Origin of the sequence: Mesorhizobium sp. J428 (genome assembly GCF_024699925.1) — a bacterium.
Lineage (GTDB): Bacteria > Pseudomonadota > Alphaproteobacteria > Rhizobiales > Rhizobiaceae > Mesorhizobium_A.
Map to the genome: position 1 here is coordinate 2,675,044 of NZ_JAJOMX010000001.1, position 13,101 is coordinate 2,688,144.

Annotated in this window: 11 protein-coding genes and 2 pseudogenes; 8 read left to right on the forward strand and 5 right to left on the reverse strand. The window is 66.8% G+C overall.

All coding sequences use genetic code 11. The features are described 5' to 3' along the window. The first annotated feature begins 16 nt into the window (after positions 1-16). From LRS09_RS13500 to LRS09_RS13535, 8 genes and pseudogenes are all read left to right on the forward strand, one after another. A pseudogene (locus LRS09_RS13500) lies at positions 17-2,193 on the forward strand (malate synthase G). Between the two features lie 267 nt (positions 2,194-2,460). After that, positions 2,461-3,144 carry a tRNA (adenosine(37)-N6)-threonylcarbamoyltransferase complex dimerization subunit type 1 TsaB gene (gene tsaB / locus LRS09_RS13505; protein WP_257807281.1) on the forward strand — a complete coding sequence of 228 codons (684 nt, stop codon included), beginning with the start codon at positions 2,461-2,463 and terminating at the stop codon, positions 3,142-3,144. Next, a complete protein-coding gene (gene rimI, locus LRS09_RS13510) occupies positions 3,144-3,632 on the forward strand; it encodes a ribosomal protein S18-alanine N-acetyltransferase (RefSeq protein ID WP_257807282.1) in 489 nt (162 codons plus the stop codon). Before tsaB ends, rimI begins: the two co-directional genes overlap by 1 nt. A 32-nt stretch (positions 3,633-3,664) precedes the next feature. Further along, complete coding sequence (locus LRS09_RS13515) at positions 3,665-4,471, forward strand: 1-acyl-sn-glycerol-3-phosphate acyltransferase (protein WP_257807283.1); 807 nt, start codon at positions 3,665-3,667, stop codon at positions 4,469-4,471. Between the two features lie 62 nt (positions 4,472-4,533). Continuing rightward, positions 4,534-5,931, forward strand: coding sequence for a tRNA (N6-isopentenyl adenosine(37)-C2)-methylthiotransferase MiaB (gene miaB / locus LRS09_RS13520; protein ID WP_374684838.1), 1,398 nt, complete (start codon positions 4,534-4,536; stop codon positions 5,929-5,931). Positions 5,932-6,009: 78 nt separating this feature from the next. Beyond that, the gene (locus tag LRS09_RS13525) at positions 6,010-6,990 is read left to right on the forward strand and encodes a PhoH family protein (RefSeq protein WP_257810188.1); all 981 of its coding nucleotides are present in this window, start codon (positions 6,010-6,012) and stop codon (positions 6,988-6,990) included. A gap of 5 nt (positions 6,991-6,995) precedes the next feature. After that, positions 6,996-7,520: an rRNA maturation RNase YbeY gene (gene ybeY, locus LRS09_RS13530; RefSeq protein ID WP_257807284.1), complete on the forward strand. Its 525-nt coding sequence runs from the start codon at positions 6,996-6,998 to the stop codon at positions 7,518-7,520. A 14-nt stretch (positions 7,521-7,534) separates the two neighbouring features. Next, complete coding sequence (locus LRS09_RS13535) at positions 7,535-8,629, forward strand: hemolysin family protein (protein WP_257807285.1); 1,095 nt, start codon at positions 7,535-7,537, stop codon at positions 8,627-8,629. A 6-nt stretch (positions 8,630-8,635) separates the two neighbouring features. On the opposite strand, the gene LRS09_RS13540 is transcribed toward LRS09_RS13535, so the two are convergent. The 5 genes and pseudogenes from LRS09_RS13540 to LRS09_RS13560 form a co-directional block, all read right to left on the reverse strand. Then, positions 8,636-9,709 (reverse strand): ABC transporter ATP-binding protein, encoded by a 1,074-nt coding sequence (locus LRS09_RS13540; RefSeq protein ID WP_257807286.1) that lies wholly within the window; start codon positions 9,707-9,709, stop codon positions 8,636-8,638. A gap of 169 nt (positions 9,710-9,878) precedes the next feature. Next, positions 9,879-10,986, reverse strand: a pseudogene (locus LRS09_RS13545) (ABC transporter ATP-binding protein). Continuing rightward, the gene (locus LRS09_RS13550; protein WP_257807287.1) at positions 10,983-11,201 is read right to left on the reverse strand and encodes a hypothetical protein; all 219 of its coding nucleotides are present in this window, start codon (positions 11,199-11,201) and stop codon (positions 10,983-10,985) included. Before LRS09_RS13550 ends, LRS09_RS13545 begins: the two are co-directional and overlap by 4 nt. Continuing rightward, the gene (locus LRS09_RS13555) at positions 11,198-12,157 is read right to left on the reverse strand and encodes a carbohydrate ABC transporter permease (RefSeq protein WP_257807288.1); all 960 of its coding nucleotides are present in this window, start codon (positions 12,155-12,157) and stop codon (positions 11,198-11,200) included. The genes LRS09_RS13550 and LRS09_RS13555 overlap by 4 nt, the downstream gene beginning before the upstream one ends. A 1-nt stretch (position 12,158) precedes the next feature. Next, the gene (locus LRS09_RS13560; RefSeq protein WP_257807289.1) at positions 12,159-13,064 is read right to left on the reverse strand and encodes a carbohydrate ABC transporter permease; all 906 of its coding nucleotides are present in this window, start codon (positions 13,062-13,064) and stop codon (positions 12,159-12,161) included. Between the last annotated feature and the right edge of the window lie 37 nt (positions 13,065-13,101).

The following is a 13,101-nucleotide window of genomic DNA, read 5'->3' on the forward strand; positions in this document are numbered from 1 at the left end:
AAATGGGAGAACGTGCATGACCGACCGCATCGACATCGACGGATTGAAGATCGCGCGTGAGCTGCATGACTTCGTAGCCAACGAGGCGCTGCCCGGCACCGGTATCGATGCGGCGAAATTCTGGGCCGACTTTTCAGCCATCGTTCACGACCTCGCGCCGAAGAACCGGGCTCTGCTTGCCCGCCGCGACGAGCTGCAGGCCAAGATCGACGCCTGGCACCGCGACAATGGCGCGCCGACCGATCTCGCTGCCTACAAGGCCTTCCTGTCCGACATCGGCTACCTGCTGCCCGAAGGCGCGGATTTCTCGGTCGCCACGGCGAATGTCGATCCCGAGATCGCGACCATCGCCGGCCCGCAGCTCGTCGTGCCGGTCATGAATGCGCGCTATGCGCTGAACGCCGCCAACGCCCGCTGGGGCTCGCTCTACGACGCGCTCTACGGCACCGACGCGATCCCCGAGACGGACGGCGCGGAGAAGGGCAAGGGCTACAATCCGGTGCGCGGCGCCAAGGTCATCGCCTGGGCGCGAGGTTTCCTTGACGAAAGCGCGCCGCTCGACGGTGCGTCCTGGACGGACGTCAAGTCGTTCGACGTGGCCATGGGTCGCCTCGCCGTGACGCTCACCGACGGCCGCATGACCGGGCTGGTCGACGGCGCCCAGCTGGCCGGCTATCTCGGCTCGCCGTCGGCGCCCTCGCAGTTCCTGCTGCGCAAGAACAACCTGCTGGTCGAGGTGCTGATCGACGCCACCTCGGCGATCGGCAAGGACGATCCCGCCAACATTTCCGATGTCTGGCTGGAATCGGCCATAACCACGATCATGGACTGCGAGGATTCGGTCGCCGCCGTCGACGCCGAGGACAAGGTGGTCGTCTACCGCAACTGGCTCGGCCTAATGAAGGGCGATCTCACCGAAGAGGTGGCCAAGAGCGGCAAGACCTTCACCCGCAAGCTCAATCCCGATCTCGACTATATCGCGCCGGACGGCACCGCGTTCGAGCTCAAGTGCCGCTCGCTGATGCTGGTGCGCAATGTCGGGCACCTGATGACCAATCCGGCGATCCTGCTGAAGGACGGCTCGGAAGTGCCGGAAGGCATCATGGATGCCTTCGTCACCGCCGCGATCGCACTGCATGACATCGGTCCCAATGGGCGCCGGAAGAATTCCCGCGCGGGCTCCATGTACGTCGTGAAGCCCAAGATGCACGGCCCCGACGAGGTCGCCTTCGCCTCCGAGATCTTCGCCCGCGTCGAGGATGCGCTGGGCATGGCCCGCAACACGATCAAGATGGGCATCATGGACGAGGAGCGCCGCACCACGGTGAACCTCAAGGAGGCGATCCGCGCCGCGAAGGAGCGGGTGGTGTTCATCAACACCGGCTTCCTCGACCGCACCGGCGACGAGATGCACACCTCGATGGAAGCCGGCCCGATGATCCGCAAGGGCGACATGAAGGCCGCCCCCTGGATCCAGGCCTACGAGAACTGGAACGTCGACATCGGGCTGGCCTGCGGCCTGCAGGGCCGGGCGCAGATCGGCAAGGGCATGTGGGCGATGCCGGACATGATGGCGGCGATGCTGGAGCAGAAGATCGCGCATCCGAAGGCCGGCGCCAACACCGCCTGGGTGCCGTCGCCGACCGCGGCGACGCTGCATGCGACGCACTACCACAAGGTCGACGTCAAGGCGGTGCAGGAGAAGCTGAAGAGCCGCCCGCGCGCCAAGCTGGACGACATCCTCTCCGTGCCGGTGGCGATCCGCCCCAACTGGACGCCCGAGGAGATCCAGCGCGAGCTCGACAACAATGCCCAGGGCATCCTCGGCTATGTCGTGCGCTGGATCGACCAGGGCGTCGGCTGCTCAAAGGTGCCTGATATCAACGACGTCGGCCTGATGGAGGACCGCGCGACGCTGCGTATCTCCTCGCAGCACATCGCCAACTGGCTGCATCACAAGGTCTTACCGAGGACCAGGTGACCGAGACGATGAAGCGCATGGCCGGCGTGGTCGATCGCCAGAACGCCGGCGACCCGCTCTACCGGCCGATGGCGCCGGATTTCGCGGGCTCCATCGCCTTCCAGGCCGCCAGCGACCTGGTCTTCAAGGGCCTTGCCCAGCCAAACGGCTATACCGAGCCGGTGCTGCATGCGCGGCGGCTGGAGCTGAAGGCGCGGCAGAAGTCGGCTTAACGGCTGGACAATGTCGTCGGAGTAGAGTTCGAGAGGGGATGCTTCTCGAACCAAGAGCTATGATGGCGTTCCTTCGCGCCCCCCTCTGTCCTGCCGGACATCTCCCCCACAAGGGGGGAGATTGGCTGTCGCGGCGACCTTCGCCAATTTTCGGCGTTGCGGGAGAGGCAGTGGCGGCGGAATTGCCAATCTCCCCCTTGTGGGGGAGATGTCCGGCAGGACAGAGGGGGGCGCCACAGGGCGCGTTGCCTGCAACATGTGGCAATCATGATCCTCCTCGCCATCGACACCGCCTCGTCCCTCTGCGCCGCCTGCGTCTTCGACGCCGCGGCGGGTCGCGAGCTCGGCCGCGCGGTCGAGGATATCGGCAAGGGCCATGCCGAGCGGCTGATGGATGTGATCGCGGAGGCACTCGCAGCTGCCGGGAAGATCCATGCGGATCTCGGCGCCGTCGCCGTCTCGATCGGTCCTGGCTCGTTCACGGGCATCCGGGTCGGCGTCGCCGCCGCGCGCGGGCTGGCGCTGGGGCTGAGGGTGCCGGCCCATGGCATCACCACGCTCTCGGCCATCGCCGAGGAAGCGCGCGACACTTTCCCGGGTTGCCGCATCGTCGCATCGATCGACGCCAAGCGGGACGAAATCTATGTCGAGGACCATGCGGCGGACGGCTCGATCACGCATGGCCCGAGCATCGTCCCGGTGGATCAAGCCTCAGCCCTGCTCGACGGCGAGCGTCCCGTCCTCGCCGGCTCCGGCGCGGCGGTCATCGCGGCCGGCGCTGACCCGGCGCGATATGAGCTTGCGGGCGGCGCGGCGACCGCCGATATCGCCGTCTATGCCCGCCTTGCCGCCGCCGGCCGGACCTTCAATTCGCCGCCGAAGCCGCTCTATCTGCGCGGGCCCGATGCGCGTCCGCAGGACGGCTTCGCGTTGCCGCGGAGGGCGACCTGATGCGCCTGCCCTTCGTCTCCCGCCGCCGCGAATACATGGTCGAACGCCTGCTGCGCGACGATGCGCCGTCGGTGGCGAAGCTGCACAAGGAGGATTTCACCCGCCCCTGGTCTCCTGGCGAGTTCGCCGACCTGATCGACCAGGCGACAGTGTTCGGCTTTATCGTGCGCGAGGTCGGCCGCAAGGCGGACCCTGCCGGCTTCGTGCTGGCGCGGCGCGCCGCCGACGAAGCCGAGATCCTGACCGTCGCGGTTGCGCGTGCGCACCGCCGCGAGGGCCTAGGCCGTGAGCTGATGGAGGCGGTGCTGCGCCAGCTCCACGCCGACCGCGCCTCGCATCTCCTTCTCGAAGTGGACGAGACCAACGCGCCGGCGCTGGCGCTCTACCGCCGCCTCGGCTTCCGCGAGGTCGGCAGGCGCCGGAACTATTACGAGCATGCAGGCGCCCCGGCCACCGGCGCGCTTGTCATGCGCCGCGATCTCCGCTAGCGCGGCCCGGGCGAGGTGGAGGGCACTCGGGCATGATCGGCTGGTTCCGCCTCGTGTTCGGCCTCGCTGTCGCGGTCGTCGTCACTCCGCCGCTGATTCTCTGGCAGATACTCGCCATGCGCTTCGGCTGGAACGAGAAGCCGGCACCGCGCCTGTGGCACCGCATCGTGCTGAGGCTGCTCGGCATCCGCGTCCATGTCCACGGCGGCCTCGCCCGCGAGCGTCCGCTGCTGATCGCGGCGAACCACGTGTCCTGGAGCGACATTGTCGTGCTCAGCTCGATCGCCGACGTGCATTTCATCGCCAAGTCGGAGATGGCGACATGGCCGGTGTTCGGGCTGCTGGCGAGATGCCAGCGCAGCGTCTTCGTCGAGCGCGAGCAGCGTCGCAAGTCGGGCGCCCAGGCGGACGAGATCGGCTCGCGCATCGCCAAGGGCGACCCGATGGTGCTGTTCGCCGAAGGCACCACAGGGGACGGCAATCAGATCCTGCCTTTCAAGTCGACCCTGTTCGGCGCTGCCAAGGTGGCGCTGTCGAATGATGGCGGCGAGCGCGTCTTTATCCAGCCGGTCGCCATCGCCTACACCCGGCTCCACGGCATGCCCATGGGTCGCCAACATCGCATCCATGCCGCCTGGATCGGCGACAGCGTTCTAGCGCCGCATATCGGCGCCCTGCTGCGGGAGGGGGCGATGGACGTCGAAGTGCATTTCGGCGCGCCGCTGGAGTTCACGTCCGACAGCCGCCGCAAGGAGGTCGCGGCGGCTGCGGAAAACGAGGTGCGGCGCATGATGTCGGCGGCGCTGTCCAATCCAGACCCGGCGAGCCGCAAACGCTGATCCGGCGCCCTGCCCGCCAGGGCATCTGTCGCTCGGCGTCAAAAAGCGTTATGAGCCCGCCCATGAACGAAGAGATGATGACCCTCGAAGCGCGCGGCGCGGGCGATGTGGCGGCGGGGACTGCCCCGAAGCGCTATTTCGTCAAGACGTTCGGCTGCCAGATGAATGTCTATGACAGCCAGCGCATGGCCGATGCGCTTGCCGCCGACGGCTACAGCGCGACCGAGAACCCTGACGACGCGGACCTGATCCTGCTCAACACCTGCCATATCCGCGAGAAAGCGGCGGAAAAGGTCTATTCCGACGTCGGGCGGCTGCGGGAGATCAAGGCGCAGCGCAAGGCGGCGGGGCAGCAGACGACGATTGCCGTCGCCGGCTGCGTCGCCCAGGCGGAGGGCGCGGAGATCATCCGCCGCGCACCGCTGGTCGACCTCGTCATCGGGCCGCAGACCTATCACCGGCTGCCGGACGCGGTGCGCCGCGCCCGCGCGGGCGAGAAGGTGGTCGAGACGGACTACGCGGTCGAGGACAAGTTCGACCACCTGCCTGCGCCGAAGCCGGCGGCCACCCGCAGCCGCGGCGTGACGGCCTTCCTCACCGTGCAGGAAGGCTGCGACAAGTTCTGCACCTTCTGCGTCGTGCCCTATACGCGCGGCGCCGAAGTGTCCCGCCCCGTCGGTCAGATCGTCGCCGAGGCCGAGCGGCTTGCTGCGTCGGGCGTGCGCGAGGTCACGCTGCTCGGCCAGAACGTCAACGCCTGGCACGGCGAGGGGGCGGACGGCCGCGCCTGGGGGCTCGGCGAGCTGCTGCGCCGGCTGGCGGACATCCCCGGCCTCGCGCGCCTGCGCTATACGACCAGCCATCCGCGCGACATGGACGAGGGCCTCATAGCCGCCCACCGCGACCTGCCAAGTCTGATGCCCTATCTGCAACTGCCGGTGCAGGCGGGCTCCGACCGCATCCTGAAGGCGATGAACCGCAGGCATACGGCGGACGACTATCTGGCCCTGGTCGAGCGGATCCGCGCGGCACGGCCGGACATCGCGCTGTCGGGCGACTTCATCGTCGGCTTCCCGGGCGAGACCGACGAGGATTTCGAGGCGACCCTCGATCTGGTGCGCAAGGTCCGCTACGTCGCGGCCTATTCGTTCAAATATTCCCCGCGCGCCGGCACGCCGGGCGCCGGCATGGCGGACCAGGTGCCGGAAGCGGTCAAGGATGCGCGGCTCCAGGCGCTGCAGGCCTTGCTCAACGAGCACCAGGCCGATTTCGTCGGCGCGCTGAAGGGCAAGCCGGTCGAGATCCTCATCGAACGGCAGGGCAAGGAACCGGGTCAGGTCGTCGGTCGTTCTCCCTGGCTCCAGCCGGTGATTGTTGATGAAAAGGCCGGCGGAATCGGTGACATTGTCACAGTGCGAATCACAGGGACGGGGATTACCCTTTATGCCGAGCCGCTCTGACGGCGGCCGGCGCCCAACAAGGAGAGATGTTTGAACGCCGCTGCTGAACTGAAGACTACCCCCGCGGGGGCGTCCGACATGGCGCACATCGTCCTGACTTTCGACAACAACAAGCACGCCAGCGCGATCTACGGCCAGTTCGACCAGAATCTGGCCCTGATTGAGCAGAAGCTCGGCGTCGACCTGCGCTCCAAGGGCAACCAGCTCTCGGTGCGCGGCTCCACCGTGGCCGCCGAGCAGGCGCGCCGCGCGCTCGACTATCTCTATGAGCGCGCGCAGAAGGGCTCGGAGATAGCCCCGTCGGACGTCGAGGGTGCGATCCGGATGGCGGTCGCGGCCGACGACCAGCTGACGCTTCCGACGCTGGAGCGCAAGGGCCGGCTCGCCGCCGCGCAGATCTCGACCCGCAAGCGCACCATCTACGCCCGCACGCCCAACCAGGACGCCTATATGCGCGCGCTTGAGCGCTCGGAGCTTGTCTTCGGCATCGGCCCGGCCGGCACCGGCAAGACCTATCTCGCGGTGGCGCACGCGGCCATGCTGCTCGAACGCGGCATGGTGGAGCGGATCATCCTGTCGCGCCCCGCGGTCGAGGCGGGCGAACGGCTCGGATTCCTGCCCGGCGACATGAAGGAGAAGGTCGACCCTTATCTGCGGCCCCTCTACGACGCGCTCTACGACATGATGCCGTCGGACAAGGTGGAGCGGGCGCTCACCGCCGGCGTGATCGAGATCGCGCCGCTGGCCTTCATGCGCGGCCGCACGCTGGCGCACGCAGCCGTCATCCTGGACGAGTCGCAGAACACGACGTCGATGCAGATGAAGATGTTCCTGACGCGCCTCGGCGAGGGTGCGCGCATGATCGTCACGGGCGATCCGACGCAGGTCGACCTGCCGGCCAACACCAAGTCCGGTCTCGTCGAGGCGTTGAAGATCCTCGACGGCGTGCCGGGCATCGTCACGGTGCGCTTCAACGATGCCGACGTGGTGCGCCATCCGCTCGTCGCCGAGATCGTGCGTGCCTACGACCGCGCCGGCGCCGACAAGGGCGCCGTCTGACGAACATGCCGCGCGCTTCCGCAAAATCTTCGGCCACCGGTCTCCCGGTGGTCGAGATCGAATTTTCGGTAGAGGCCGGCGAGTGGCCGGCCGAGGCCGAACTCGCAGCGCTCGGCGATCGGGCCGTAGCGGCCGCGCTGCCCGAACTCGGCGCGAAAGGAAGCCGCAGCGAGCTCAGCATCCTTTTCACCGACGACGCGCATATCCGCACCCTCAACGCCGAGTGGCGCGGCAAGGACAAGGCGACCAACGTCCTGTCTTTCCCTGCTTTTCCGGTCCGGCCCGGCGATGCGCTGCCGCCGATGCTGGGTGACATCGTGCTCGCCGCCGAGACGGTCCGCGCCGAATCGGCACTGGAATCGAAGCCCTTCGACCACCATCTGACCCATCTCGTGGTGCACGGCCTGCTGCATCTTCTGGGCTACGACCACGAGACGGACGAGGAGGCGGAAGAGATGGAAGCGCTGGAACGTCGTATTCTTGCGAGGCTTGCCATCGCCGACCCCTATGCGGTAACGGATGAAGCCTGATTGAAGCGATGACGATGAACGACACTTCGGATAGCTCTGCGCCAGCGGGTTCGCCCCGCGACCAGGCGGGGGCGGACACCTCGGGCGACCCGCAAAATACGCCCGCGCGGACGTCTCCGCGCACCTCGCTCTTCGACGGGCTTCTGCATTTCTTCCGTGGCCGCAACGGCAACACGCTGCGCGAGGACCTTGCCGACGCGCTGTCAGAGGCGGCGCCCGACGGCGCATCCTTCACGCCCGCCGAGCGCGCGATGCTCAACAACATCCTGCGCCTGCGCGAGGTCCGCGTCGAGGACGTGATGATCCCGCGCACCGACATCGAGGCGGTGGAGATCGGCACGACGTTGGGCGAAGTAATGGAGCTCTTCGAGGAATCCGGCCATTCGCGCATGCCGGTCTATGCAGAGACGCTGGACGATCCGCGCGGCATGATCCACATCCGCGACGTCGTCGGCCACCTCACCCGCACCGCGCGGCAGAAGAAGGGTCGCGGCGCGCGCAAGGCCGATCCGTCGGGGCTCGACCTCGCCCAGGTCGACCTGAAGCGGCCGATCGGCGATCTCGGCCTGACCCGATCGGTGCTGTTCGTGCCGGCCTCGATGCTGGCCTCCGACCTGATGGCGCGCATGCAGGCCACCCGCACCCAGATGGCCCTCGTCATCGACGAATATGGCGGTACCGATGGCCTCGTTTCGCTGGAAGACATTGTCGAGATGGTCGTCGGCGACATCGAGGACGAGCACGACGATGACGACGAGCCGCTGATCACCCAGACCGGCGACGGCGTCTTCGTGGTAGATGCCAAGGCCGAGATCGACGAGGTCGCCGAGAAGGTCGGCGGCGACTTCACCGCCGGCGAGCATGGCGACTATGTCGACACGATCGGCGGCCTGATCTTCTCGACGCTCGGACGCATCCCGGCGCGTGGCGAGGTCGTCCGCGCCGTGCCCGGATACGAGTTCCACGTGCTCGACGCCGATCCGCGCCGCGTGAAGCGCGTGCGCATCGTCCAGGTGAAGGCGGCAGAGCCGCGTCGCCGTGCGCGGCCGGCGAAGGAAGAGACAGCGAAGCCCGAGGTTGCCGAGCCGGAGGCCGGCCCGGAGCAGTAGGCTCGATCAGCTCGCGTGCTTGAGGCTCAGTCCGCTGGCCTGGTCGAAGATCGTCAGCTTGTCCGGATTCCAGCCGAACCGCACCTCGTCCTCGATCGACAGGCTGGTGCGGGCGGGAACCGTCGCGCGCAGCATGTTGTCGCCGACGCGCAGCGTCAGGATCTTCTCGACGCCGTGGTTCTCGACATCGTGCACCTTGGCCGTCACCGGCGCTCCCTGTTCCACCTGCACGTCCTCCGGGCGGATGCCGAAGGTGAGCGGCCGGTCCGCCGCGCCGGCGGCAGCGGCTCCCGCGGGCAGTTCGAACCCCGGCGCGACCACGGCGCGGCCCGCGACGAGGCGGCCGTTGACCAGGTTCATTGGCGGCGAGCCGACCGAGCGGGCGACGAAGGTGTTCTTCGGGTTGGCGTAGATCTCCTGCGGCGTGCCCACCTGCACCAGCGCGCCGTTGTTCAGCACGCCGATCTTGTCGCCCATCGACATCGCCTCGATCTGGTCGTGGGTCACGAACAGGAAGGTCTGGCCGAGATTCATCTGGATGTTCTTGAGCTCGGTGCGCAGTGCCTCGCGCAGCTTGGCGTCGAGCGCCGACAGCGGCTCGTCCATCAGGAACACGCGCGGCTTGCGCACGATCGCGCGGCCGATCGAGACGCGCTGCATCTCGCCGCCCGACAGCCGGTCGGTCTTGCGCTGGAGCAGGTGCTCGATCCGCAGCGTCTTTGCCGCCTTGGCCACCCGCTCGGCGATCTCGCTGTCCGGCACGCGCCGCAGCTTGGATTTCAGCGGGAATTCGAGGTTCTGCTTCACCGTGTAGCGCGGGTAGAGCGAGTATTGCTGCAGAACCAGCGCCACGTCGCGCTCCGCCGCGCCCCAGTCGGCCACGTCGACGCCGTCGATGAGAACGCGTCCCTCGGTGGGCTTTTCGAGGCCGGCGATGATGCGCAGCGTCGTTGTCTTGCCAGCGCCGGTCTCGCCGAGCAGCACGAAGAACTCGCCGTCGGCGATCTCGAGGTTGAGGTTCTTGAGCGCGGTGTGGGCGCCGAAGGTCTTGGTGACGTTGTCGAGACGGATATGGGCCATCAGAATGTTCCTTCGGTCGCGTCTACGCCTGCGCCCCCTCCACCGCTTCGCGGTTCCCCTCCCCCGTAAACGGGGGAGGATCTGCGTCGCGGCCGGCCGCAGCCTTGGATCCTCCCCTGCGAAGCGGGGGAGCGGGACCGCCGAAGGCGGTGGAGGGGGCGGCAGGCGCTCACAGCCTCACCCCCAGGCTCTTGCCGCTGTCCGTGTCGAAGAAGTGTGCCTGCGCCGGGTCGATGCGGGCATAGACCTTCTCGCCCGCCCTCGGCACGAAGCCGGCGCGGGTGCGTGCCCGCAGCATGGTCGAGCCCACCGCCAGGTCGACGATGTCGTAAGCGCCGAGCGGCTCGATGATGTGTGCCTCGACCGGCAGGTAGCCCTGGCGCTCCTCCCGCTCGACCAGCACGCCCTCCGGCCGGATGCCAAGCTTCAGCGCGCCCGGTTTGTCCGCATGTCCGTTGAGCCTGCCCGCCAGTTCCTTCGGGAAGGCGAAGCCGTTCGCCTCTCCCCCCATCATCACGGTCGCCCCCTTGGCGTTTGACGTCACCGTAACCGGGGCGACATTCATCACCGGGCTGCCGACGAACTGGGCGACGAACAGGTTGGCCGGGTGGGCGTAGACCTCCTCGGGCGCGCCGATCTGCTGCAGCACCCCCTCGTGCATGATGACGATGCGGTCGGCGAGGCTCATGGCCTCGACCTGATCGTGGGTGACGTAGATCGTCGTCGATCCCTGCTGGAGATGCAGACGCTTGATCTCGGCCCGCATCTCCTCGCGCAGCTTGGCGTCGAGCGCGCCGATCGGCTCGTCCATCAGCATCGCCTTCGGCCGGCGCACCAGCGCGCGCCCGATCGCCACGCGCTGCATGTCGCCGCCCGACAGCGCCGACGGCTTGCGGCCGAGCAGGTCGGTGATCCGCAGCACCTTGGCGATCTCGCACAGAACGGTCGATGCCCGTCTTGTCGATGCCGGTGGCCCTGAGCGGGAAGGCGATGTTCTCGTAGACCGTCATGTGCGGATAGAGCGAGAAGGACTGGAACACCATCGCGATGTCGCGGTCCGACGCCTTCATGTGCTGCACCGGCTTGCCGTCGATGAGGATATCGCCCTCGTCGATGGTCTCCAGCCCGGCGATGGCGCGCAGCGTCGTCGTCTTGCCGCAGCCGGACTGGCCGAGAAGCACGATGAACTCGTTGTCGGCGATGGCGAGATTCATGTCCTTGACGACCTGGACGTCGCCGAACCACTTCTGCACGCCGCGAAGCTCGATCTGGGTCATGACTTGCCTTCGTGATGATCCGAGACGTCGAACACGCCGTCCTGGGCATTGTCCGGCTTGCCGAACCAGCCGGTGAACATGAAGGTGAGCAGGCCGACAATGATTACGGTCAGCCCGTAGCGGTGCAGGAACTCCACCCAGGGCTGGCAGAGGAAGACGATGCCGAGCACCATCACGATTTCCGCGATACGTTGCAGTTGCGTCGACTTGATCATTTGCGGATCGCCCCGAAGCTCATGCCGCGCAGCAGGTGGTTGCGCAGGAGGAAGGTGAAGATCGCCACCGGCAGCAGGAACAGGAAGGTGCCAGACGCGATCACGGTCCAGTCGGGCAGGCCAGAGCCGACCTGGCTGGGGATGAAGGGCGGCGCGGTCTGCGCGCGGCGGTTGGTCATGATCAGGGCGAAGGCATATTCGTTCCAGGCCGTGATGAAGCAGAAGACGGCGGTTGCGGCGATGCCGGTGGCGGCCTCGGGCAGCACGATCTTGAAGAAGGCCTCCATGCGCGTGTAGCCGTCGACGAGGGCTGCCTCCTCATATTCCTTCGGGATCTCGTCGATGAAGCCTTTCATCAGCCACACCGAGAAGGAGAGGTTGAAGGCGGTGTAGAGGATGATCAGACCCCAATGGGTGTCGTTGAGACCAACCGCCCGATACATCAGGAACATCGGGATCGCGACGACGACCGGCGGCAGCATGCGCGTCGACAGGATGAAGAACAGCAGGTCGCCCTCGCCCTTCACCTTGAAGCGGGAGAAGCCGTAGGCGGTGAGCGTGCCCATCCCCACCGCAAGCACCGTCGAGGTGATGGCGATGATCAGCGAGTTCATGAACCGGCTCGGATAGCCGGACCACTGAACTTCGCCCCGGCCGGAGCGCACGACCTTCTCGCCGCCGTCGAACACCAGCCGCTCCCACCACGGCGCGGCTTCGTATTCCTCGGTGGTGGGCGGCGCGCGCAGCTGCGAGCGCTTGGTGAACAGCTTGACGAAGGGCGAGATCTCGGGCGTGAACATCACGGTCGGCGGGATCGTCGTGGCAAGGTTGCGCGGCTTGAAGGCGGTCGAGGCGATCCAGTAGATCGGCGCCAGGAAGATCATCGTCACGACGAGCACCGCAACGATCGCCAGCCGGTTCAGGCCCTTTTCGGTGGAGGTCTGGACAGCAGCCATCTCAGCGCTCCTTCACCTTGTTCAGGTATTTGACGTAGATGTTGGTGATGGCCAGAACCATGATGAGCATGATGTAGGCGAGCGCGCAGGAGCGGCCCGTTTCCCAGGTCTGGAAGGCCATCTTGTAGAGCCGGATCGAGATCACTTCGGTCGTCGGCTGGCTGGTCAGGATGTAGGCCAGGTCGAAGGTCTTGAACGCTTCCATCGTGCGGAAGATGATCGCGATCATCAGGATCGGCGCGACCAGCGGCAGCGTGATGCGGAAGAAGGTGTAGATCGGTCCGGCGCGGTCGATCGCAGCCGCCTCGTAGAGATGCTTCGGCACCGCCGAGAGGCCGGCGAGCGACAGGAGCATCACGAAGGGCGACCACATCCAGATGTCGGTCAGCGCCACCGCGTAGAGCGCCATGTCGGGATTGGCCAGCCATTCGAAATTGCCGAGCCCGAGCGCGTAGTTGATGATGCCGAAGGACGGATCGTAGAGCAGCTTCCAGAACAGGCCGACGACCGCCATCGACAGCATCATCGGCAGGAGCAGCAGCGTCGTGATCAGGCCCTTGAGAGGAATGTCGCGGTTGAGCAGCATCGCCGTGCCGAAGCCGACGATCACCTGGCCCACCACCGAGACGATCACATATTTGGCCGTGATCGAGAAGTTCGCCCAGATGTACGGGTCGTTGAGCAGCTCGCGGTAGTTCTGCAAGCCGACGAAGTTGGCCGCGGCGCTGCCCGACGCGCGGAAATCGGTGAACGAGTAGCCGAGCGAATAGAGCAGCGGGAAGATGTTGAAGACGATCAGGAAGACGATCGTCGGAATGATGAAGAGATTGCGGATCGCAAGGTCGCTCATGCCGCGGGAGGCGGCGCGCGATGTGGGGTCGAGCGTGGTCAATGCTGCCGTGGCCAAGGCCACCTCCTCGGTGAGCGTCAGAGACGAAAACGGA